Origin of the sequence: Falsiroseomonas sp. HC035 (assembly GCF_050563525.1) — a bacterium.
Lineage (GTDB): Bacteria > Pseudomonadota > Alphaproteobacteria > Acetobacterales > Acetobacteraceae > Falsiroseomonas.
Genome location: NZ_JBNXUN010000002.1, coordinates 64,379 through 87,076, shown reverse-complemented (window position 1 = coordinate 87,076; position 22,698 = coordinate 64,379). Strand labels below are relative to the sequence as shown.

At 70.5% G+C, this 22,698-nt stretch carries 21 protein-coding genes; 11 read left to right on the top strand and 10 right to left on the bottom strand.

Going from position 1 to position 22,698, the window contains the following annotated elements:
* Positions 1-11 precede the first annotated feature (11 nt).
* Positions 12-905 carry an MBL fold metallo-hydrolase gene (locus tag ACLF3G_RS04910; protein WP_430668222.1) on the top strand — a complete coding sequence of 298 codons (894 nt, stop codon included), beginning with the start codon at positions 12-14 and terminating at the stop codon, positions 903-905.
* A gap of 35 nt (positions 906-940) precedes the next feature.
* Complete coding sequence (locus ACLF3G_RS04905; protein WP_430668221.1) at positions 941-2,716, top strand: SulP family inorganic anion transporter; 1,776 nt, start codon at positions 941-943, stop codon at positions 2,714-2,716.
* 9 nt (positions 2,717-2,725) lie between these two features.
* On the opposite strand, the gene ACLF3G_RS04900 is transcribed toward ACLF3G_RS04905, so the two are convergent.
* From ACLF3G_RS04900 to ACLF3G_RS04890, 3 genes are read right to left on the bottom strand one after another with little or no spacing between them, the layout of a single operon-like run.
* Positions 2,726-3,712: an NAD(P)H-dependent flavin oxidoreductase gene (locus ACLF3G_RS04900; protein WP_430668220.1), complete on the bottom strand. Its 987-nt coding sequence runs from the start codon at positions 3,710-3,712 to the stop codon at positions 2,726-2,728.
* The gene (locus ACLF3G_RS04895) at positions 3,709-4,332 is read right to left on the bottom strand and encodes an isochorismatase family protein (RefSeq protein ID WP_430668219.1); all 624 of its coding nucleotides are present in this window, start codon (positions 4,330-4,332) and stop codon (positions 3,709-3,711) included. The genes ACLF3G_RS04900 and ACLF3G_RS04895 overlap by 4 nt, the downstream gene beginning before the upstream one ends.
* Positions 4,329-5,528, bottom strand: a complete 1,200-nt coding sequence (locus ACLF3G_RS04890; protein ID WP_430668218.1) for an FAD-dependent oxidoreductase — start codon at positions 5,526-5,528, stop codon at positions 4,329-4,331. Before ACLF3G_RS04890 ends, ACLF3G_RS04895 begins: the two co-directional genes overlap by 4 nt.
* Before the next feature lie 98 nt (positions 5,529-5,626).
* Here ACLF3G_RS04890 and ACLF3G_RS04885 point away from each other — a divergent pair, with 98 nt between their 5' ends.
* The gene (locus tag ACLF3G_RS04885) at positions 5,627-6,469 is read left to right on the top strand and encodes a S49 family peptidase (RefSeq protein WP_430668217.1); all 843 of its coding nucleotides are present in this window, start codon (positions 5,627-5,629) and stop codon (positions 6,467-6,469) included.
* 132 nt (positions 6,470-6,601) lie between these two features.
* Complete coding sequence (locus ACLF3G_RS04880) at positions 6,602-7,882, top strand: ATP-binding protein (protein ID WP_430668216.1); 1,281 nt, start codon at positions 6,602-6,604, stop codon at positions 7,880-7,882.
* Here ACLF3G_RS04880 and ACLF3G_RS04875 read toward each other — a convergent pair whose 3' ends face one another.
* Positions 7,883-8,068, bottom strand: coding sequence for a tautomerase family protein (locus ACLF3G_RS04875; protein WP_430668215.1), 186 nt, complete (start codon positions 8,066-8,068; stop codon positions 7,883-7,885).
* A 60-nt stretch (positions 8,069-8,128) separates the two neighbouring features.
* Between ACLF3G_RS04875 and ACLF3G_RS04870 the strand changes: the two genes are divergently transcribed.
* Positions 8,129-8,821: an alpha/beta fold hydrolase gene (locus ACLF3G_RS04870; RefSeq protein WP_430668214.1), complete on the top strand. Its 693-nt coding sequence runs from the start codon at positions 8,129-8,131 to the stop codon at positions 8,819-8,821.
* Here ACLF3G_RS04870 and ACLF3G_RS04865 read toward each other — a convergent pair.
* Positions 8,806-9,222 (bottom strand): ketosteroid isomerase-related protein, encoded by a 417-nt coding sequence (locus ACLF3G_RS04865; RefSeq protein WP_430668213.1) that lies wholly within the window; start codon positions 9,220-9,222, stop codon positions 8,806-8,808. The two genes, ACLF3G_RS04870 and ACLF3G_RS04865, sit on opposite strands and share 16 nt — an antisense overlap.
* 79 nt (positions 9,223-9,301) lie before the next feature.
* On the opposite strand from ACLF3G_RS04865, the gene ACLF3G_RS04860 reads away from it, so the two are divergent.
* The 6 genes from ACLF3G_RS04860 (at position 9,302) to ACLF3G_RS04835 (ending at position 17,035) form a co-directional block, all read left to right on the top strand.
* Positions 9,302-10,171 carry a glycine--tRNA ligase subunit alpha gene (locus ACLF3G_RS04860; protein ID WP_430668212.1) on the top strand — a complete coding sequence of 290 codons (870 nt, stop codon included), beginning with the start codon at positions 9,302-9,304 and terminating at the stop codon, positions 10,169-10,171.
* Positions 10,172-10,232: 61 nt separating this feature from the next.
* Positions 10,233-10,490 (top strand): type II toxin-antitoxin system VapB family antitoxin, encoded by a 258-nt coding sequence (locus tag ACLF3G_RS04855; protein WP_430668211.1) that lies wholly within the window; start codon positions 10,233-10,235, stop codon positions 10,488-10,490.
* The gene (locus ACLF3G_RS04850; protein WP_430668210.1) at positions 10,487-10,873 is read left to right on the top strand and encodes a type II toxin-antitoxin system VapC family toxin; all 387 of its coding nucleotides are present in this window, start codon (positions 10,487-10,489) and stop codon (positions 10,871-10,873) included. The genes ACLF3G_RS04855 and ACLF3G_RS04850 overlap by 4 nt, the downstream gene beginning before the upstream one ends.
* Positions 10,873-13,026, top strand: coding sequence for a glycine--tRNA ligase subunit beta (glyS, locus tag ACLF3G_RS04845; protein ID WP_430668209.1), 2,154 nt, complete (start codon positions 10,873-10,875; stop codon positions 13,024-13,026). The genes ACLF3G_RS04850 and glyS overlap by 1 nt, the downstream gene beginning before the upstream one ends.
* Positions 13,027-13,086: 60 nt before the next feature.
* Positions 13,087-15,759: a pyruvate, phosphate dikinase gene (ppdK, locus tag ACLF3G_RS04840; RefSeq protein WP_430668208.1), complete on the top strand. Its 2,673-nt coding sequence runs from the start codon at positions 13,087-13,089 to the stop codon at positions 15,757-15,759.
* Positions 15,760-15,784: 25 nt separating this feature from the next.
* On the top strand, positions 15,785-17,035 hold the full coding sequence (locus ACLF3G_RS04835) for an O-antigen ligase family protein (RefSeq protein ID WP_430668207.1): 1,251 nt from the start codon (positions 15,785-15,787) through the stop codon (positions 17,033-17,035).
* On the opposite strand, the gene ACLF3G_RS04830 is transcribed toward ACLF3G_RS04835, so the two are convergent.
* The 5 genes from ACLF3G_RS04830 to ACLF3G_RS04810 all read right to left on the bottom strand — a co-directional run bounded on the left by ACLF3G_RS04830 (position 17,016) and on the right by ACLF3G_RS04810 (position 22,688).
* Entirely contained in the window at positions 17,016-17,870 is an 855-nt protein-coding gene (locus ACLF3G_RS04830; RefSeq protein WP_430668206.1) for a trypsin-like peptidase domain-containing protein, read from the bottom strand. The genes ACLF3G_RS04835 and ACLF3G_RS04830 overlap by 20 nt on opposite strands.
* A 34-nt stretch (positions 17,871-17,904) precedes the next feature.
* Positions 17,905-19,890, bottom strand: a complete 1,986-nt coding sequence (locus ACLF3G_RS04825) for an alpha/beta hydrolase domain-containing protein (protein WP_430668205.1) — start codon at positions 19,888-19,890, stop codon at positions 17,905-17,907.
* Between the two features lie 133 nt (positions 19,891-20,023).
* Positions 20,024-20,785, bottom strand: a complete 762-nt coding sequence (radC, locus tag ACLF3G_RS04820) for a RadC family protein (protein ID WP_430668204.1) — start codon at positions 20,783-20,785, stop codon at positions 20,024-20,026.
* 61 nt (positions 20,786-20,846) lie between these two features.
* A complete protein-coding gene (gene map / locus ACLF3G_RS04815) occupies positions 20,847-21,653 on the bottom strand; it encodes a type I methionyl aminopeptidase (protein ID WP_430668203.1) in 807 nt (268 codons plus the stop codon).
* Positions 21,654-21,812: 159 nt separating this feature from the next.
* On the bottom strand, positions 21,813-22,688 hold the full coding sequence (locus ACLF3G_RS04810; protein WP_430668202.1) for a methyltransferase domain-containing protein: 876 nt from the start codon (positions 22,686-22,688) through the stop codon (positions 21,813-21,815).
* Positions 22,689-22,698 lie beyond the last annotated feature (10 nt).

Sequence of the window (22,698 nt, the reverse complement as noted above, 5' to 3'; positions counted from 1 at the left end):
GGAGAAACGCCATGGACGCCATCCCACACCGCATCGACCTCGCCGTGAAGCCCGAGGTCACCGCCTTCTTCGACGCGCCCACCAACACCATCAGCTACGTCGTGAAGGACCCCGCTTCCCCCGCCTGCGCCGTGGTGGATTCGGTGATGGACATCGACTACGCGGCTGGCCGCATCACGCATGAGTCGGCTGACGCGATCATCGCCCACATCAAGGCGCACGGGTTGCGCCTCGAATGGCTGATCGAGACGCATGTGCATGCGGACCATCTCTCCGCCGCGCCCTACATCCAGCAGAAGCTCGGCGGCCGGATCGGCATCGGTGAGCGCATCACCGTGGTGCAGGACGTGTTCGGCAAGGTGTTCAACGAGGGCACCGAGTTCCGCCGCGACGGCAGCCAGTTCGACCGGCTGTTCAAGGATGGCGACAGCTACCAGATCGGCGGCATGACGGCCTTCGCGCTGCACACGCCGGGCCATACGCCCGCCTGCATGACACATGTGATCGGCGATACGGCCTTCGTCGGCGATACCCTGTTCATGCCGGATGGCGGCTCGGCCCGCGCGGATTTTCCGGGCGGCGACGCGCGCACGCTGTTCCGCTCCATCCAGCGCGTGCTGCAACTGCCACCCGAGACGCGGCTGTTCATGTGCCACGACTACGGCCCGAACGGCCGCGACATCAAATGGGAAACCACCGTCGCCGAGGAACGTGCGCACAACATCCATGCGAAGGATGGCGTGACGGAGGATGCGTTCGTCGCGATGCGGGAGGCCCGTGACCGGACGCTCGGCATGCCGCGGCTGATCATCCCCTCGCTGCAGGTGAACATGCGGGCCGGCGCGCTGCCGCCGCCGGATGACAGCGGCAGGGTCTTCCTCAAGGTGCCGGTCAACGCCCTCTAGATGCCGGGCCGACGCTTGGACAAAGACAACGCCCGATGAACCGCCGCCTGCAACACCTGCTGCCGATCCTCGACTGGGCGCCGCGCTACACCCGTGGCGAGGCGGCCAGCGACCTGTTCGCCGCCGTGATCGTGACGATCATGCTGGTGCCGCAAAGCCTGGCCTACGCCATGCTCGCCGGCCTGCCGCCCGTCGTCGGGCTGTACGCCTCGATCCTGCCGCTGGTGGCCTACGCCATCTTTGGCACCAGCCGCACGCTGGCGGTGGGGCCGGTGGCGGTGGTGTCGCTGATGACGGCAGCCGCCATCGCACCGATCGCGGCCCAGGGCACCGCCGCCTACCTGGCGGCCGCAGTGACTCTGGCCTTCCTGTCCGGCCTGATCCTGGTCGGCATGGCGGTGCTGCGGCTGGGGTTCCTGGCGAATTTCCTCAGCCATCCGGTGATCTCGGGCTTCATCACCGCCTCCGGCCTCCTGATCGCCGCAAGCCAGCTCAAGCACATCCTGGGCATCACGGTGGAGGGCGACACGCTGCCGCACATCGCGCAGGGCGTGTTCGGCCAGATTGGCGCGACCAACCCCTTCACGGCGCTGATCGGCGTCACCGCCGTCGGCTTCCTGTTCTGGGTGCGCAAGCGGCTGAAGCCGAGCCTGATCCGACTCGGGCTCCGGCCGCGCCAGGCGGATCTGCTGGCCAAGGCCGGGCCGCTCGCGGCCATCGCGCTGTCGATCCTGGCCGTGGTCGGGCTCGGGCTCGACGACCGGGGGGTGAAGATCGTGGGCGAGATCCCGGCCGGCCTGCCGCCTTTCGCGCTGCCTGGCTTCGATCCCGCGCTGTGGCTGCAACTGCTACCGGCAGCGGCGCTGATCAGCCTGGTGGGCTTCGTCGAATCCGTTTCCGTCGCGCAGACCCTGGCCGCCAGGCGGCGCCAGCGCATCGAGGCGAACCAGGAACTCGTCGGCCTCGGCACCGCCAACATCGCGGCCGCGGTCTCCGGCGGCTACCCGGTGACGGGCGGCTTCGCGCGGTCCGTGGTGAATTTCGATGCCGGCGCGGCGACGCCGCTGGCCGGCGCCATCACCGCAATCGGCATCCTGGCCGCCACGCTGTTCCTGACGCCGCTGTTCCGCTTCCTGCCGCAGGCGGTGCTGGCGGCGACCATCATCGTCGCGGTGCTGTCGCTGGTGGACCTGCGCGCCATCCGGCGGACCTGGACCTACTCGAAGGCGGATTTCGCGGCGATGGCGGCGACGATGCTGCTGGTCCTGTTCGTCGGCGTGGAGGAAGGTATCCTGGCCGGCGTGGGCCTGTCGCTGCTGCTGTTCCTGTGGCGCACCAGCACCCCGCACATGGCGATCGTAGGCCAGGTGCCGGGCACCGAGCATTTCCGCAACGTCGACCGGCACAGCGTCCTCACCGATCCCGCCATCCTGTCGCTGCGCGTGGATGAGAGCCTGTACTTCGCCAATGCCCGCTACCTGGAGGACCGCATCTACGCCGAGGTCGCCGCACGCCCGGACCTGCGGCACGTCATCCTGATGTGCCCGGCCGTGAATTTGATCGACGCCAGCGCGCTGGAAAGCCTGGAGGCGATTGCCGACCGGCTGCACGCCGCCGGCGTCGGCTTTCACCTGTCGGAGGTGAAGGGGCCGGTGATGGATGCGCTGCAGCGCTCCGACTTCTTCGCCCATTTCAGGGGCTACGTGTTCCTCTCGCACTTCGAGGCGGTGCGCAGCCTGGCGATGGAGGAGGTGGCCGTGCCGCGCCACGGGCAGGTGGAAGACAGGGAAGCGGCCCTCCCGACCGACTGATCAGATCGGTCAGCCGCGCCAGGCCGGGTGCACCAGCGGGCTCGCCGCTCCCAGTCGGTGGCGTGCTGCGGCGTATTCCGCCCGCAGCCGCTCCACCAGCGCCGCGGCCGGCTGCACGGACTGCACCGCGCCGATGCCCTGGCCGGAACCCCAGATATCCTTCCACTTCTTCACGCGGTTGCCGCCGAAATCCATCTTCGCGGCCTCCTGCGCCGCCAGGTTCGACGGATCGATCCCGGCGCGGACCAGGGACGGCTTCAGGTAGTTGCCGTGCACGCCAGTGATGAGGTCGGTGTAGACGATGTCCTCCGCCGCGTGATCCACCACCATCTGCTTGTGGTCGGCCTCCGCCCGCGCTTCCGCGGTGGCGATGAAGGCGCTGCCGAGATAGGCGAAGTCGGCGCCCAGCGCCTCCGCCGCCAGGATCGCGCTGCCATGCGCGATGGCGCCCGACAGCGCGATGGGGCCGTCGAACCAGGCGCGGGTTTCCCCTACAAGCGCGAAGGGGGACAGGCTGCCGGCATGGCCGCCCGCGCCGGCCGCCACCAGCACCAGCCCATCCGCGCCCTTCTCCACCGCCTTGTGGGCGAAGCGCTGGTTGATGACGTCGTGCAGCACATGGCCGCCATAGCCATGCACCGTGTCGTTCACCTCCGGCCGCGCGCCGAGCGAGGTGATGACCAGGGGCACGCGATGCCGTTCCACCACGCCCAGATCATGCTCCAGCCGTTCGTTGGACCGGTGCACGATCAGGTTGATGGCGTAGGGCGCGGCGGGGCGGCCGGGATGCGCCGCGTCATGTGCCGCGATCCTTTCCTCGATCTCGCACAGCCATTCGTCGAGCTGGCTCGCAGGACGCGCATTGAGCGAAGGCATCGATCCGACGATGCCGGCGCAGCATTGCGCGACGACGAGGTCGGGCACCGAGATGATGAACAGCGGCGCGGCGATGGCTGGCAGCGAAAGCCGGCCGTGCAGGGTTTCGCGCAGCGTCATCCCGCCGCTGCCTCGATCTCCGCCCGAGTCAGCAGGTCCGCGTATTTCTGGCCCATGTCGAACAGGTTCGCCTCATGCGGGCCGATGGCACGGTCGCCGACGCAATCCGTCGCGACGACGGTGCGCAGGTTGTGCTGCATCGCATCCACCACCGTCGCGCGCACGCAGCCGGATGTCGTGCAGCCCGTCACCACCAGCGTGTCCGCGCCCTGATATCGCAGCCAGCTCGCGAAGTTGGTGTCGAAGAAGGCGGAGGCGCCCTGCTTGCGGATGATGTGCTCGCCCGGACGCGGCGCCAGTTCTGGCACGATCTGCGACAGCGGGGAGCTTTCGGTCAGCTTCAGCAGCGACGGCGCCTTCAGCGTGAAGACCCCGGCATCCGAGCCATCCTCGGCATAGACCACGCGGGTATGCGCCACCGGCCAGCGATGCGCGCGGGCGAAGGCCAGCAGATGCACCGTCTGTTCGATGGCCGGGCCGATGTTGCCGCCGCCGAAATGCGCCGGGTCGGCGAAGCCCACCACGAAATCCACCATAACCAGCGCCGGCCGCTGCCCCATGCCGGCGCGCTGGCCCATGCCCTGGCGGTGGTAGATGTCCGCCTCCGGATGCCCGCTCATGCCACCGCCTCCAGGTCGCGTAGCGATTGGATCATGGAACTCCGCAGCAGGTAGGCGTGGTGGCGTGCCGGGTCGGCGACGGTGGCGCGCAGTTCGTCGTGGTAGGCGGCGCGCGCCGCCGGGTCGCGCTGGTTCAGGATCTGCCGGTTGCGCAGCGCCTGCTGCTGCACGACGTCGAGCGCCACCTTGCGGCGCTGCCGCCCGTAGCGGCCCATGGTGGCGAGATCTGCGCCCTTCCACACCGCGGTCAGCTTCTCCGCCAGGTTGAAGGCATCGTGGATGCCGCCATTCATGCCCATGCCGCCGAGCGGGTTGTTGATGTGCGCCGCGTCGCCGGCCAGGAACACACGGCCCTGCACATATTCGTCCACCACCCGCTCATGCACCCGGTAGGCGGTGCGGTGGCCGAGGGTAAAGCCCGCCGGGTTCGGCACCACAGCCTGCAACCGCGCCTCGATCCGCGCCGGGTCCATCATGCTCTCCTCGGACTGGGACGCATCGGTCGGGAACAGCACGCGCCACAGGCTGCGGGTGCGCAGCAGCACGTACCATTCCTCGGGGTCCGAGATGTAGGAGATGTCGGCGAGGTCCGGGATCGCCTCATGGAACGGGAAGGGCGTCGACAGCGTCAGGAAGATCTCAGGAATGGTCTGGCCGCGGAACTCCACGCCGAGCGCGCGGCGCACCGCGCTGCGGGCGCCGTCGGCGCCGATCAGGTAGCTGCCCCGAAGCGCCTCGCGCGATCCGTCGGGCCGCTCGATGGTCAGCGTCACGCCATCGGCGTCCTGCGCCACATCGGCGGCCTTGGCGTCGTAGATGAAGGTCACGTCCGGGTTCGCCGCCATGCGGTCGCGCAGCATCCGCGTCAGGCGCCACTGCTCGCATTGCAGGCGATAGGGGTGGTCCGTGTCGGCGGACAGCGCTCCCATGTCGAAGGTCGCGATGGGGCCGGTCTGGCGGTCGCGGAACTGCCAGTGCGGGCAGACCAGCCCCTGCTCCACCAGCGCCTCCACCACCCCGAAGCGGCGCAGCATGTCGAGGGTTGGCGGATGGAAGGTCGAGGCACGCAGGTCGGAGGGCAGTTCCTCGGCCTGTTCCACGATGGTCACCGGGATGCCTTCCCCCGCCAGGTAGGCGGCGGCGACCATGCCGACCGGGCCGGCACCGGCGATGAGAACGGGAAGGAATTTCGGCATCGGGCGTCCCTGGCTGAAGCGGCCCGAGCATGGCGCGGCAGGCCGCATCGCGAAAGGCCCCGGCTTGTTCCGGCCCTGGTCCACCGCATCTATGCCCCATGAACCTCCCTTTCCTGTCCAAGCCGCCCCGCATCGCCGTGCTGCGTCTGTCCGGCGTCATCGCCGCCCGCCCCGCCGGCGCCTTCGCCGCCTCCGGCATCAGCGCCCAGGCCACCGGCCCGCTGATCGACCGCGCCTTCGGCATCAAGCGCCTGGCCGCCGTGGCGATGGTGGTGAACTCCCCCGGCGGGTCCGCCGTGCAGTCGAGCCTGGTGGCGCAGCGCATCCGCCGGCTGGCGGACAAGAAGAAGATCCCGGTCACCGCTTATGTCGAGGATGCCGCGGCCTCCGGCGGATACTGGCTGGCCTGCGCGGCGGATGAAATCGTGGCCGATCCCGCCAGCATCCTCGGCTCCATCGGCGTGATCAGCGCCAGCTTCGGGCTGGAGGAGGCGATCGGCCGGCTCGGCGTACAGCGCCGGATGCACACGGCCGGGGAGGACAAGAGCTTCCTCGACCCGTTCCGTCCCGAACGCCCGGAGGATGTGGCGCGGCTTGAGACGCTGCTGGCCGACCTGCACGTGACCTTCCAGGACTGGGTCCGCCAGCGCCGCGGCGCGAAGCTGCGGGCGCCGGAGGCGGAATTGTTCAACGGCCGCTTCTGGACCGGCAAGCGCGCCGTGGACCTCGGCCTGGCGGACCGGCTGGGCGAGGCCTCGGCCGACCTCCGCGCGCGCTTCGGCGACAAGGCGCAGTTGATCGGCATCGGCGCCCGCCGCCCGCCCTGGCCTCTGCGCCTGCTGTCCGGCGCGATGTCCCCGGTCGCGCTCGGCGGCACACTGGCCGAGGGTGCAATGGCGGCGGTGCAGGACCGCGCGGCCTGGGCGCGGCTTGGGCTGTAGGTATCCTGGCCGCGGGCCGACTTCCGGCGCCGTGCTTGGTAAGCGCACGATTATGATAGAGGAGTATTACACGCTTTCGCCAACTGCAGACACTTGGTAACGTTTTCTAAATACAACGACCGGGGCGATGCTGTGAGTGTCCTTGGAATCGGTGACAGTGCCACCAGGCTCGGCGTGCCGGCTGCTCCGCAGCACCTGGTCCAAGCCGCCCCGCCCACCCCGGACAAGCAGCGCCTGGGGCCGCCGCGGCGCCTGTACCGTCCGCGGGAAGCTCCGGTCGCACTGGCGGCGCAGCGCTTGGCAGAACCCGTCCCGGACCGGCTCAGCGCCTATTTCGACAACGCCTCCGAATGTCTTTTCCACGTCCGCGTGACGCCGGAGGGCGAGTTCCTCTACGAGCTCATCAACCGTGTCTGCCTGGCGCATGCCGGAGCCACGATGGATGAAGTGCGCGGGCGGACGCCGGTGCAGGTCCTGGGGGAGGAGGTGGGCGGCGTCATCACGCAGGGCCTGCGCCGCGTCCTCGAGACCAAGGCCGCGCATGTCTATGAACCGACCATCCGCTTCGGCACCGAGACGATCATCTACGATGCGCGCTACATGCCGCTGCTTGGCCCGGATGGCGCGGTGGTCGGGATCCTGGGTCGCGCGACGGACATCACCCAGCGCCGGCATCTGGAGACCAGCCTGCGGCAGGCCCAGAAGATGGAGGCGCTGGGCCAGCTCGCGGGAGGCGTCGCGCATGATTTCAACAACGTCCTGGCGGCGTTGGCGGGCTGCCTGAGTCTGATTGGCCGGGAGCCGGCGGCACGCGAGCGCGAAGCGGCCCTGCTGGCTGAGGCGCGCCGGACGATCGAGCGCGGCAGCGCGCTGACGGCCCGCCTGCTGTCCTTTGCCCGGCAGCAACCCCTGGCGACGGAAGCGCTCAACGTGAGCCGGTCGCTGGCCGACATGGCGGCCCTGTTCAATCGCACGCTCGGCGGCAGGATCCGCGTGACCAGCGACACGGCGCCGGACCTCTGGCCCGCCCTCGCCGATCGCAACCACCTCGAACTGGCGCTGCTGAACCTGGCGATCAACGCCCGCGATGCCATGGCGACGGGCGGCGAACTGGCGATCACCGCCTGCAACCGCACCATCGCGGAGCCACCGGTCGAAGGCTTGGCGCCGGGTGACTACGTCGCCATCGCCCTGGCCGATACCGGCACGGGCATGGCCCCTGAAGTATTGGCGCGAGCGATGGAGCCGTTCTTCACGACCAAGGCACCGGACCACGGCACGGGGCTCGGCCTGAGCATGGTCTATGGCATGCTGCGGCAGATCGGCGGCGGCCTGCATCTGCGCAGCAGCCCCGGCGCCGGCACCTGCGTCACCCTGTTCCTGCCGCGGGTACCGGAGGCCGAGGTCGGGTGACTACCGCTCGCTGAACAGCTTGCCGCCCTTGGCCTTTGAATCCTTGTCCGCCTCGACGATCTGGATGGTGACGGCATCGGCGGTGACGCCGAAATTCTTCACCATCGCCTCCGTCATGTCGCGGACCAGGCCGCGCTTCTGGTCCGTCGTGCGGCCTGCTACGGCATAGACGATGATCTCTGGCATGGCTGTCTCCTGTATCCCGCCATCCTGCGGCCTGGCCCCCGCACCGCCAAGTGTCGCCGGATGAGCGTCGTGCTGCTGCCCGGCTACATGCTCGATGCCGATCTGTGGCGGGAGGTGGAGCCGGCGCTCGCGCCCCTCGGCCCGGTGCTGCATGGGGACCTGTTCCAGGACGACACGATCGCGGGCATGGCCCGGCGCGTGCTGGAGGCCGCGCCGCAGCACTTCGTGCTGGTCGGCTTCTCCATGGGTGGCTACGTGGCGCGGGAGGTGGCGCGGATGGCGCCCGCGCGGGTCGCGGCGCTGGTGCTGGTCGCCACCTCCGCCCGCGCCGACAGCGACGTGCAGCGGGCGCGGCGGGAGGCCATTGGCCGGCGCCCGGCCGAGACCGCCTTCCGTGGCCTGAGCCGCACGGCCCTCGCGGCGTCCCTGCACCCGGATCGCGCCGGCGATGCGGCGCTGCTGGGGCGGCTGCGCGCCATGGGTGACCGGCTCGGCGGCACCGTCTTCGCCCGCCAGTCCCGGCTGCGGCGTGATGCGCCCGACACCCGCCTCGGCGACATCGCCTGCCCCACCCTGGTCGTCGCCGCCGACCACGACCGCCTGCGCAGCCTGGCGGAGGCCGAGGAACTGCGCGACGGCATCCCGGGCGCAGTGCTGCGCGTGGTGCGGGGCAGCGGCCACATGATCCCGATCGAGGCGCCGGAGGCGCTGGCGCGGCTGGTCCTGGACTTCGTCGCTCAGACTGAAACCTGACGGATCCAGTCAGGCAGGTTGTAGTGCGTGGCGACGCGGGCGATCAGCCCATCCCGGATCGTGAAGAAGGCGCCGGCCGGCAGTCGGTAGCCCTGGCCACGCGCCTCCGGCAGGCCCGGATCGGTCCGCAGGTAGCGCCCGACGACGAGGAACTCCGCCGCGGCGCGCTGCCCGGTGGCGTCCACCATCACCACCAGGTCCTCGATCCGCTCGGCATAGGCGGCGTCCATCTGCGCCAGGAACGCGATGAAGGCCGGCTTGCCCTTGCGCCGCCCGCCCTGGTTCACGTCATGCACCAGGTCATCCGCGACCATCGCCAGCATCGCGGAGCGGTCGCCGGCGTCGAAGGCGGCGTAATAGGCGCGGATCAGGCGTTCGGCATCTTCGAAGGCGAGGGTCATGGCGGAAGGGGTCCCTGGCTTGCCGGCTTGGTCGGGGGGGCGGTATTGAACCGCGGCAACCTCCCCCGGCAAGCCCCGCATGTCCGACAAGCCGCCCGCCTTCCAGGAGATCATCCTGCGGCTCCATCGCTTCTGGGGCGCGCAGGGCTGCCTGATCCTGCAGCCCTACGACATGGAAGTCGGCGCCGGCACCTTCCACCCGGCGACGACGCTGCGTGCGCTGGGGCCGAAGCCCTGGTCGGCCGCCTATGTGCAGCCGAGCCGCCGCCCCGCCGATGGCCGCTACGGGGAGAACCCGAACCGGCTGCAGCACTACTACCAGTACCAGGTCATCATGAAGCCGAGCCCGGCCGACGCGCAGGACCTGCTGATCGCCAGCTACCGCGAGCTTGGCCTCGACCCCATGAAGCACGACTTCCGCTTCGTCGAGGATGACTGGGAAAGCCCGACCCTCGGCGCCTGGGGCCTGGGGTGGGAGGTGTGGTGCGACGGCATGGAGGTGGGCCAGTTCACCTATTTCCAGCAGGTCGGCGGCATTGCCTGCGAGGTGCCGTCCTTCGAGATGACCTACGGCCTGGAACGCCTGGCGATGTTCATCCAGGACGTCGACGACGTGTACGAGCTCGACTTCAACGGCCAGGGCGTGAAGTACGGCGACGTGTTCCGCCGCGCGGAGGTCGAATACAGCCACCACAACTTCTCGGGCGCCGACACCGCCATGCTGTTCCGCCACTTCGCGGATGCGGAGGCCGAGTGCCGGTCCCTGCTGGCCTACGACCCGCCCCTGGCGCTGCCGGCCTATGACCAGTGCATCAAGGCCAGCCACCGCTTCAACCTGCTCGACGCCCGCGGCGCCATCAGCGTGACGGAGCGCGCCGCTTACATCGGCCGCGTCCGCGCCCTGGCGAAAGGCTGCTGCGAGGCCTGGGTGGCAGGCGAGGCGGCGTGACTTTTGCCGGATTTTCTACCATGATGCGCTATCCTTCTACCGTGAGGGCGTCATGGGCCAGTTGAACATCAAGGACGAGGCACTGATCGCCGACGCCAAGGCGCTGGCCGACCTGCTCGGCACCAGCACCACCGCGGCGTTGCGGGAAGCGGTGCAGGCGCGGCTGGCCGCCGAGCGGGCGGCGCGGGACGACAAGGTGCGCCGGAAGTACGAGGCGCTGATGGCGATCGGCCGCCGCGTGCGCGAAAGCCTGCCGCCGGGCGCCAGTTCCAGCAGCGACCATTCCGACCTCTACGACGAGAATGGCCTGCCGAAATGATCCTGGACACTTCGGCGCTGATGTCGATCGTCCTGGGAGAGGCCGATGCTCCGGACTTCGTGGTGGCGCTGCAGACCGGCGCGCCGGTTGCCATGTCCGCTGCCTCCTGGCTGGAAGCGGCCATCGTTGCCGAGAACCGCGCCGGCCTGACGCCGCAAGGTCTCGATGAGGCGCTGGACTGGATTGCGCCGGAGGTCGTGCCCGTCACGCTGGACCAGGTGCGGCTGGCGCGGGAGGCGCATCGGCGCTTTGGCAAGGGCCGCCACAAGGCCGCGCTGAACTTCGGCGACTGCTTCGCCTACGCCCTGGCGCGGGAGCGCAACGCGCCGCTGCTGTTCAAAGGCGATGATTTTTCCCAGACCGACGTGAAGGCCGCCCTCTGATGCCCGAGTTCCTGCTGGAACTGTTTTGCGAGGAAATTCCGGCGCGGATGCAGGCGGGCGGTGCCGAGGCGCTGGCCCGGTCCTTCGCCGCCGCCGCCGCGCCGTTGCTGGAAGGCGCGCCGAGGCCCTTCCACGGCCCGCGCCGCATCGGCCTGTCCGCGACGCTGCGCGCCGAGGTGACGACCGAGGCGAAGGAGGAACGCGGTCCGCGCACCGCCGCCCCTCCGGCGGCGCTGGAAGGCTTCCTCCGCAAGCACGGCGCCACGCGCGAACAGCTGGAGGAGCAGGGCGGCTTCTGGGTGCTGCGCAAGCCCGGCGAGACGGTGGCGGCCGCGAGCCTGCTGGCCACCGTGCTGCCGGAGATCGTGCAGAAATTCGGCTGGCCGAAATCCATGCGGTGGAACGGCCCCTTCACCTGGGTCCGCCCGCTGCACCGCATCCTGTGCCTCCTCGACGGCGCCGTGGTGCCCTTCGCCATCGCGGAGCTGCCCGGGATGCAGAGCGGCAACCTGACCGAGGGCCACCGCATCATGGCCGCCGGCGACCGCACCTTCGCCGTGACCAGCCTGGCCGACTACGAGTCCGGCCTCCGCGCCCGCTTCGTGGAGCCGGACGTCGGCGCGCGCATGACCCTGATCGAGGACGGGCTGGCGCGGCTGGCCGCGGCGCAGGGCGTGGCCATGGTGCCGGATCGCGGGCTGCTGGAGGAGGTGGCCGGGCTGGTCGAATGGCCGGTGCCGCTGCTCGGCCGCATCGATGCCGCCTTCATGGACCTGCCGCCCGAGCTGATGCGCACCACCATGCGTGTGAACCAGCGCTATTTTTCGTTCACGACGCCGGATGGCGGTGCAGCGCCGTTCTTCGGCATCGTCGCCAACATCGTCCCGAGCGATGGCGGTGCGGCTCTGGTCGCGGGCAACGAACGCGTGCTGCGGGCGAGGCTGTCCGATGCGCGCTTCTTCTGGGACCAGGACCGCAGGCAGAGGCTGGAGCATTTCCTGCCGAAGCTGGACGACGTGGTGTTCCACGCGAAGCTGGGCACCCAGGGGCAGCGGGTTTCCCGAATTGAACGCCTGGCGCACTGGCTGGCGCCGCAGGTGGGCGCCGACCCGGAGATGGCGGCGCGTGCCGCGAGGCTGGCCAAGGCCGACCTCGCCTCCGGCTTGGTCGGCGAGTTCCCGGAATTGCAGGGGACCATCGGCCGCTACTACGCGCTGGCCCAGGGCGAGGCGCCCGAGGTGGCGGAGGCGATCGGCACCCAGTACCGGCCGCTCGGCCCGGGCGACGCGGTGCCGTCGGCGCCCGTCGCCATCGCCGTGGCGCTGGCGGACAAGCTGGATACCCTGGCCGGCTTCTTCGCCGTGGACGAGCGCCCGACCGGCTCCGGCGACCCCTTCGCGCTGCGCCGCGCCGCGCTCGGCATCCTCCGCATCATCCGGGAAAACCGCCTGCGGCTGCGGCTGGGCGATGCGCTGGCCGAAGCCTTCTTCGGCTTCCCCCAGGCGCTCGGCGCGACCGCCAGCCCGGAATTCGGCATGGCCGTGGCGCAGGAAAAGCTGAAGGCTGGCTGGCAGCCGCCGAAGGGTGGCGCTCATCCGCCGATGGTCGCGGCCTTCGCCGCTGGCGTGGTGGACTTCCTGGCCGAGCGCCTGCGCGTCCAGCTTCGCGCCGAGGGCGCACGCCACGACCTTGTCGCCGCCGCCTTCGGCCAAGGGGGCGGCCATGGCGGAGAAGACGACCTGCTGCGCCTGCTGGCGCGGGCAGACGCCTTGAAGGCGCTGGTCGAGGGCGCCGACGGCCCGAACCTGCTCGCCGCCGCCAAGCGCGCCGCCAACATTCTGCGGATCGAGGACAAGAAGGACGGCCCCCATGCCGGCCCGATCGCCCCGGCGCTGCTGACGGCGCCGGAGGAAATCGCCCTCGCAGCCGCCCTCGACTCGACAGAGCCGGCGGTTGCCGCCGCGTTGGCGGCCGAGGATTTTGCGGCCGCCATGTCGGCGCTCGCGGCGCTGCGCGCCCCGCTCGACGCCTTCTTCGACAAGGTGACCGTGAACGCCCCCGAGAAAGCCACGCGCGAAAACCGGCTGCGCTTGCTCGCGCGGCTAAGGGGCGCCATGGATACGGTCGCAGACTTTTCGCGGATCGAAGGCTGAGCCACGGCGCCCATCCAGCACCGTTACAGTCCACGCCCATATGCAGGAGAACGCCGTCCTATGACTCAGTGGGTCTACAGCTTCGGTGCCGGTCACAATGACGGCCGCGCGGACATGCGCAACCTGCTCGGCGGCAAGGGCGCCAACCTGGCGGAGATGGCCAGCATCGGCCTGCCCGTGCCCCCCGGCTTCACCATCACCACGGAAGTCTGCACCTACTACTACGACCACGGGCAGTCCTACCCGCAGGAACTCCAGGACCAGGTCGCGACCGCATTGGCGCGGATCGAGGACGCGGTCGGCGCGAAGTTCGGTGACACCGCCAGGCCGCTGCTGGTTTCCGTCCGCTCCGGCGCGCGCGTTTCCATGCCCGGCATGATGGACACGGTGCTGAACCTCGGCCTGAACGACGCCACGGTGGATGGCCTGGCCGCCGCCTCCGGCGATGCCCGCTTCGCCTGGGACAGCTACCGCCGGTTCATCCAGATGTTCGGATCGGTGGTTCTCGGCGTCGACCATCACCGGTTCGAGGAGATCATCGAGACCGCGAAGATGGAACGCGGTGTCGATGAGGACACCCACCTGACCGCGGAGGACTGGAAGGGCGTCGTCACCGGCTACAAGGACATGGTGGCCGAAGTCACCGGCAAGCCTTTCCCGCAGGAACCGCACGCGCAGCTCTGGGCCGCGATCGGCGCCGTCTTCGGCAGCTGGATGAACCCGCGCGCGAACACCTATCGCCGCCTGCACGACATCCCGGCGCAATGGGGCACCGCGGTGAACGTCCAGGCGATGGTGTTCGGCAACATGGGCGAGGATTGCGCCACCGGCGTCTGCTTCACCCGCGACCCGTCGACCGGCGAGAACTTCTTCTACGGCGAATACCTGATCAACGCCCAGGGCGAGGACGTGGTCGCCGGCATCCGCACGCCGCAGCCGATGGCGGAAGCCCGCGCCAAGCCGGGCGAGCGCAGCATGGAAGTGGCCATGCCGAAGGCCTACCAGGAGCTGGTGGAGGTCCGCGCCAAGCTCGAGGCGCACTACACGGACATGCAGGACATCGAGTTCACGGTGCAGCAGAACAAGCTGTACATGCTGCAGACCCGCAACGGAAAGCGCACCGCCGCCGCCAGCCTGAAGATCGCGGTGGACATGGCCCGTGAAGGCCTGATCGACCGGACCGAGGCGATCCGGCGCGTCGACCCCAAGTCGCTCGACCAGTTGCTGCACCCAACGCTGGACCCCAAGGCGCCGCGCAAGGCGCTGGCCAAGGGCCTGCCGGCCAGCCCCGGTGCGGCCTGTGGCGTCATCGTCTTCTCGGCGGATGAGGCGGAAGCCCGCGCCGCCAAGGGAGAGGCGGTGATCCTGGTCCGCATCGAGACCAGCCCCGAGGACATCCACGGCATGCACGCCGCCCGCGGCATCCTGACCACGCGTGGCGGCATGACCAGCCACGCGGCGGTGGTCGCCCGCGGCATGGGCCGGCCCTGCGTCGCCGGCGCCGGCTCCATCAACGTGGACTATGCCGGCCAGACCCTGATGGCCGGCGGCAAGCGCATGGCCGCCGGCGACATGATGACGCTGGATGGCGCCACCGGCGAGGTCTTCGCCGGTTCCGTCCCGATGATCGAACCTCAGCTTTCGGGCGACTTCGGCACGCTGATGGAATGGGCCGATGGCGTCCGCAAGATGAAGGTGCGCGCCAACGCCGAGACGCCTCTCGACGCCGAGACCGCCCGGAAATTCGGCGCGGAGGGCATCGGCCTGTGCCGGACGGAGCACATGTTCTTCGACCCGGAGCGCATCGGCGCCGTGCGCCAGATGATCATGGCGGATACCGAGGAAGGCCGCCGCGACGCCCTGTCCCGCCTGCTGCCCTTCCAGCGCGAGGATTTCCTCAAGCTGTTCCGCATCATGGCGGGGCTGCCCGTCACCATCCGGCTGCTCGACCCGCCGCTGCATGAATTCCTGCCGCACAAGGACAACGAGATCGCCGAGGTGGCGCAGAGCCTCGGTGCCGATGTGGCGGCGATGCAGCGCCGCGCGGCGGACCTCTCGGAAGCCAACCCGATGCTCGGCCACCGCGGCTGCCGGCTTGGCCTGACCTATCCCGAGATCTACGAGATGCAGGTCCGCGCCATCTTCGAGGCCGCCGTCGCCATCGGCCAGGAGACCGGCAAGGCGCCGGTGCCGGAGATCATGATCCCGCTGGTGGCGCTGAAGCGCGAGCTCGAGATCCTGCGCGCCCTGGTGGACCGCGTGGCGAAGGAGGTCTTCGCCGAGAAGCAGACCACCATCGTCTACCAGGTCGGCACCATGATCGAACTGCCGCGCGCCGCGCTGATCGCGGACAGCATCGCCGAATCGGCCGACTTCTTCAGCTTCGGCACCAACGACCTGACGCAGACCGTCTTCGGGCTGTCGCGCGACGATGCCGGCAAGTTCCTGCCCTTCTATGTCGAGAAGGGCATCCTGCCGAAGGACCCCTTCGTCTCGATCGACATCGACGGGGTCGGCGCGCTGGTGCAGATCGCGTCCGAGAAGGGCCGGAAGACGAAGCCGGACCTGAAGCTCGGCATCTGCGGCGAGCATGGTGGCGACCCGGCCTCCATCCACTTCTGTGGCGCGACCGGGCTCGACTACGTCTCCTGCTCGCCCTACCGGGTGCCGGTGGCCCGTCTGGCGGCGGCCCAGGCGGCGCTGACCAGCGGGGGCGGCGACCGCACGGCATGAGCGTGGGGCGGGCGCCATGCGCCCGATGAACCCCCGTCTCGAGGCAGCCGGCAACCGCGTGGCGCTGGTCGCCACGCTGGCGCTGCCGCTGCTGCTGATCCACGCGCGCGGCGTGGCGGAGGGCGTGCTGGCGGCGCTGGCCGGTGGCTTCCTGCTACGCTGCGCCCTGCGCCGGGATTTCGCCCCGTTCCGGGCGCCCTGGTTTCTGGCGGCGCTCGGCTTCTGGGCTTGGCTGGTGCTGTGCACGCTGCTGAACGGCGCGGCCTGGGCGCAGATGCAGGCGGCGCTGGGCTGGGTCCGCATCCCGCTGACGATCCTGGCCTTCTCTGCCTGGGTGCTGGCCGATGCCGAGGCGCGGCGCTGGCTGCTGCGCGCCGTCGGCCTCGCCGTGGCCTGGATCGTGCTGGAAGTCTGGCTGCAACTGCTGGCCGGGCGCGGAATCCTGGGACATCGGCGCTGGCCGGCGGGCGAATTGCCCGGCCCCTTCACCCGGCCGCGCGCCGGGCCCTTCCTGGTGATCAGCCTGTGGCCGCCGGTACTGGATGCCGCTGGGCGGCTGCTGCGCGGATCACTGCCGGCGCGGCTCGCCGCCTGGGCGCTGGTCGCGCTGACCCTGGCCACGCTGGTCTTCATCGGCCAGCGCCTGCCGCTGGTCTTCGGCCTGTTCGGCTTCGGCATCGCCGCCCTGCTGATGCGCGGCCTGCTCGGCCCGGCGCTGCTGGCGGCGGCGATCGGGGCGGGGGCGCTGGCAGCCTCCGCCGTGGTGGCGCCGGATGCCTTCAACCGCCTGGCGGTGCAGTTTCCGCGCCAGGTCGCCAATTTTCCCGAAAGCCACTACGGCCAGATCCTGGCCCGCGGGCTGGAGATGGCACGCCAGAACCCGGCCTTCGGCCTCGGCGCCAACGGCTTCCGCCTGAACTGCGCCGACCCGGCCTATCATGCCGGCTGGGCCGCCGGGTCTGATGGCGGCGGTGCGGGCATGTGCGTGATCCACGCCCACAACCCCTACCTGGAAGCGCTGACCAGCGCCGGCTGGCCCGGCCTGCTGCTGTTTTCCGGGTTTGCCCTGCTGCTGCTGGCCGCGGTGTTCCAGGGCCTGAGGCGCGGCGGGGCGCCGCTGCGGATCGGCCTGTTTATCGCCACCCTGATCCCGCTCTGGCCGTTCAGCAGCGGAAGTACGCTGGGCGCGCTGCCGAATGGCGGCATGTGGGTGCTGCTGGCCGGCTGGGGCCTGGCGCTGGCCCGCGCCGAGAAGGCTACCCCAGGCAGCGCATGAACAGCGTGGAGGGGTGGGCGATCTCGCCCACCTCCGCCGCCGTCCGCGCCGGGCCCGTGCCCATCGCCGGCACCACCCCGGCCCCGCGCAGGAACTCCAGCGCCTCGTTGCCCTTGACCGCGAAGTTCACGTTCTGCGGGATGTCGCCGGTGCGCTGGGCGACGCGGGCAGCGTTGAGCTTGGAGACGATGACGCCGACCACATGGCCGGCCAGGTCCAGAAGCGGGCCGCCGGAATTGCCCGGCTGCACTGGCGCCGAGATCTGGAACTGGCGCTGGTCATCGGCCAGCCCGGCCAGCGCCGAGACCTCCCCGGTCGTCAGCGTCGGGCCGGAGGACAGCATGCCGGCCAGCGGGAAGCCGTAGGTCACCACGCCCTCCCCGCGCCGGATGTTCATCTCCCGCCGGAAGGCCAGCGGCGGCCCGGCCTCGGCCGGCACCTCGATCAGGGCCAGGTCGCGCTGGCGGTCGGCGCGCAGCACGCGGGCGGTCATGTCCGTGCCGTTGGCCGCGCGCACGCGGAGCGCGCGGCAACGCTCCACCACATGCGCATTGGTCAGCGCCCGCCCCGGCGCCACGACGAAGCCGGTGCCGGAGGAAACCATGCGCCCGGTGGCCTCTGGCGACGGCGCCCCCGGCTTGCCCGGCACCGTGGGCACCCTGGCCTGCGGCGCGGCCGACAGTGCCGGCGGCTTGCTGGTCGGCAGCGGCGGAAATGCTCGGGCCTGGGGTGCCTGGGGCGCACCACCCGGCTGCGGCTTGCCCTGGCCGAGCGCATCGCCGCCTGCGACCAGGGCGAGCAGCAGGGCGGGGATCAGCGACAGGGGACGTTGCATGTTCCGCCAGCATGCCGAGTCCGCGCCCCTGCGGTCAATCGGCGGTGCCGCGCGCCAGCTGCGCGAGCCGTCCTGCGTCCGCCGCCGCCACGGCGCGCTGGGCATCTTCCGGCAGGAGCAGGCGCTCCGCCACCATCCGCGAAGCGGCTTCGCGCACCGCCGCCACGTAGGACGCGGCGTCGGGATAGCGTTCGGCCAGCGAGGGACGCGGGTCGTTCGCCGCCAGGCGTTCCTCCCGCGTCGCGGCGAACGGCACGACGGCGCCCTGCAACGGGAACAGGGTGCCGGCGCCGAAGCCCTCCGCTCGGGGATTCCAGCCGGTATAGCTGGCGCGCGGCACGGCGAGCGGCAGCATGCGGATGCCGGCGATGGCCATGCCATCCGCATCCGCGCGCGGCACCAAGACCGGGTAATCGCCGAGCAGCCGTGGCGGGAAGACGGATTGGTCGGAAACTGCGGCACCGGTGAAGATGCCGGCATAGGGCAGGCCGGGGATGTTGGTGGGCACCGCGGCCGCGGCGTCCACCAGCGTGCCATGTGCCCGCATTGGGACCCGGCTGGCCGGCGGCTCGACGCCCGTATCCAGCCATTCCTGCATCGCCACCAGCAGGGCCCGCATCGGCGGGCCGGCATGCATCGGGTTCACCTGCAGGGCCATGGTCGGCGCACGTCGCGGCGCCTCCCCGGGGTTCGTGAAATGCGGCGTGCCCGCGATCATGTAGGCGCGGACATCGGCGGGCAAGTCGATGTGGTTGCCGTCCAGGTCCGTCACCAGCAGGGAGGCGCGGGAAGCCCACCACTCATGCTCGCTGTCGGTCTGCATGACCTTGGGGCAGGTGGCGCCGATCCGGCAGCGCAGCATCAGCCCATCGCGCCGGCCGGTGACCGGGTCTTCCATCGCCGCATAGCTGAAGGGTCCGAGATCCGCCTGCCAGGCCGGGTCCTGCGGGTGCCGCGCGTTGCGGCCGGGCTGTCCGAACCGGAAGTTCGTCGCCATGCGCCGGGCCCCGGCGATGTGCGGGATGATGCCGTCGAACACCATGCGGCCGCTGGTGTCCTCGTTGAAGCCGAGCCACAGGAAGTCGCGCAGGAAGCGGCCGGATTGCGAGACGCCGAAGCCGACGGCCCGCTGCACCATCGGCCGGCCCTGATGCGCCAGCGGGTTCGCCGCGCTGGTGTCCCGGCGCAGGAAGGCGGCGACGTCCCGCGTGGCGGCGAAGCCGAGGCCGGTCAGGATCGGATCGCGCGCGGTGTAGGTCACCTCGTACAGCGCAGCGGCATCGAAGCCGCTTTCGGGGCGGCTGATCTCGACCGTCCGTAGACCCGTGGCGCGCACCGAAAGGCCGGTCGGCGTCTGCCTTGGTTCGGACCAGTGGCCGCGCACGGTGACGGCGAGGTTCGCCGGGTCGGCCAGCGGCCAGGTGAGCGTCGCCGTCACCGGGTTGCGCAGGTGGTCGAACAGGAACTCGTCGCGGGACGCGCCCGTCACGCCATCGAGTGTCGGCGCCGCCAGCGCCAGCTGGCCGGGCTGCGATGGGATGTCGGCCTGCCAGCCGATCCAGGCCATGGAATAGCCCTGGCGATGCAGAAAGCCGATCCCGGCATCGGCGGCCTGTTCGGCGCGGTTGGCGGCCGGCTGCGCCACGTCGTCGAACAGTTGCGGCGCCAGCTTGCGGCCGCGGTTCGGCACGTCCACCAGCAGCGTCCCGTTGCCGCGCGCCGGGTCGGCCGGCCGCAGCAGCACCACATCGGCCACCGCCTCCACCCGTCCCTGAGCGTTGCGCGGGGCGCGGTCGATATCCGCGATCACCGCGTTGCGCGGGTCCGCCGGGTCCCCCGCGATGGTGGCGCGGCCCGTAATGCGGAGGTAGGGGCCGGTGCCCTCGAAGCTGCGGCCCTCGAAGGCCGGCACGCTCTCCAGGGTCTCGAAGCGGACGACTTCGGCAGCGGCCGGCGTGGCGAGGCCAGGCAGCGCGAGGCCGCACAGCCCGGCGGCGCAGAGGCGCAGCAGGTGATGCATGATGGCGTTTCCTCATCCCGACGGATCTGCGTCCGTCCTGCGATGTGGGAAACAGTGCGCGCCCCACCGCGGAGCGGCAATGGCCCCCGCCGCGGAGCGGCGATGGCCCCCGCCGCGGAGCGGCGATGGGGCGCTACAGCAGCCCTTCGCGTCGGAAGGAGAGGTGCCGGCCGTTGCCGACGATCAGATGGTCGTGCACCGCGATGCCGAGCACCGCCGCTGCCGCCTTCACCTCCTGCGTCATCTCGATATCGGCGCGGGATGGTGTCGGGTCGCCGGAGGGGTGGTTGTGCACCAGGATCAGCGCCGTCGCCTGCAATTCCAGCGCCCGCTTCACAACCTCGCGCGGATAGACCGGCGTGTGGTTCACCGTGCCGCGCGCCTGCGCCTCGTCCGCGATCAGGCGGTTCTTGCTGTCGAGGAACAGCAGCCGGAACTGCTCCACCGATTCGCGGGCCAGCGCGGCGGACAGGTAGCCGATGAGCCGGTCCCAGTTGTTCAGCACCGGCTGGTCGCGCACTTCCGCCCGCATCATCCGCAGCGCCGCGCCGTGGACGGTCTTCAGCGCCGCGGTACCGGCCTCCCCCATCCCCTCCACCTGCTGCAAGTCGCGGGCGGGCGCGGCGATGGCATTCGCGAAACTGCCGAAGCGGGCAAGAAGGGCGCGGGCGATCGGCTTGGTGTCGCGGCGCGGCAACGCCTGGAACAGCAGCATCTCCAGCATCTCGTGGTCGAGCAGGCTGTCCGGGCCGGCCGTCAGCAGCCGGGTGCGCATTCGGGCGCGGTGCCCCAAATGTCCGGGCGGAGGCGCGGCCTCGGACAACCCGGCGTCATCTGCCGGGAACAACCCCTCCAGCCCGGCACTCGCCTCGGAAAATTGCGGCTTCCGCGCCATCCTCACCCCTCGCTCAACGGCGAAGGGTGCAACGTCCAGGCCTGATGTTCAACCGTTGCGTTCAGGCGCCGAAGGGCGGGCGGTGCAAGCCGGCCGGGGAGATGGTGAAGATCTCCGCGCCATCGGCAGTGACGCCGACCATGTGCTCGAACTGCGCCGACAGGCTGCGGTCGCGGGTCACGGCGGTCCAGCCATCGTCCAGCACCTTCACCTCCGGCCGCCCGGCATTCACCATGGGCTCCACGGTGAAGAACATGCCGGGCTTCAGGACGGGGCCTTCGCCGGGGCGTCCGAAATGCAGCACGTTCGGCGGCTCGTGGAAGCGCCGGCCGATGCCGTGGCCGCAAAAATCCCGCACCACGGAAAAGCGGTTGCGCTCGACATAGGACTGGATGGCGTGGCCGATATCGCCGAGCGTCGCACCCGGCCTGATGGCGGCGACGCCGCGCATCATGGACTCGTAGGTGACGTCCATCAGCAGCCGCGCCTTGGTGGACGGCGTGCCGGCGATGTACATCCGGCTGGTGTCGCCGTGCCAGCCATCGAGAATGACGGTGACGTCGATATTCACGATGTCGCCATCCAGCAGCACCCGGTCGCCCGGGATGCCGTGGCAGACCACGTGGTTGATCGAGGTGCAGGAGGATTTGGTGTAGCCGCGATAGCCGAGAGTCGCCGGGATCGCGTCATGCGCCAGCACGAAGTCGTGGATCAGCCGGTCGATCGCCTCGGTGGTGATGCCCGGCTTCACATGCGGCGTGATCATGTCCAGCGTCTCGGCCGCGAGGCGGCCGGCACGGCGCATGCCTTCGAAATCCGCCGGCGCGTGGAGGGTGATGCGACGGCTTTCGCCGGCCTGCTGCTCCATGATGTGTGGGACCGTCCCGAAAAGATGCTGATACAAAGCGGGAAGATGCGCTGTGGTCCCTGTCGATGCAAGGCATGGCGGGGTTGCGCGGCGGGCTAGGGCGCTTGTCTTGGCGCATTTTCCGAGTTGTCCGGCGTGCACGCCGGACTTGAAAATGCTCTACCCGCCGGGTTTCTCACCCGTCTTCTGCTCGGTGCTGCCCAGTGCATCCGCCAGCCGATGCGTCGCGCTGCCGGGCCGCGCCGGCTTCTGCTGGCTTTCATGCGGTGCCCAGCCGGTCAGCATCAGAAGCCGCAGGCCGGGCCGGATGCCGTCCTGCCCTTCCGGCAGGGCGGCGGCTGCCATCGGGAACAGGGCGCGTGGCGGCGTGCGCGGGTCGCGCGCCAGCACCGCATTCGCCTCCCCGGCCGCGCGCAGGTCGGCCAGCAGGGCGAAGGGCGTGCGGTAGGCAAGCCCCACTTCCTCCGCATCCGCCACCGGCAGCGCGAAGCCGGCGCGTTGCAGCAGGCCGGCGGCGTCGCGCAATTCCGGGAAGGGCGAGACGCGCGGCGAGAGCCCACCGCGCAGTGCCGTCTCCGCCTCCGCCAGCGCCTGGCGCAGCGGCTGCAACGTGCCGAGGCCGGGCAGGGAGGCCAGGAACAAGCCATCCGGCGCCAAGGCCCGGCGGATCTGGATCAGCGCACCCGGCAAATCGTTGACCCAGTGCAGCGACAGGCTGGCCACGATCAGGTCGAAGCTTTCCGGGGCGAAAGGCAGGAACTCCTCATCCGCCGCCACCGCCAGCCCCCCAGTGCGCGAAGCCATCCTTGGCGACAGGTCGGCCGAGACAATCGAGGCGATGCCCCGGTCGCGCAGCCTCGGCGCCACCACGCCACGTCCGCCGAGGTCCAGCGCGCGGGAAAACCGGCGCGTCACATCATCCAGCCGGTCCAGCAGCCGGTCGGCGCAATCCTCCAGGATCGGCGCCACCTGCTGCACCGTGCCGGCGGCCCGGTCGCGGCGGCGGCGCAGCAGCGCCCGATCGAAAACCTGCATCGCATCCATC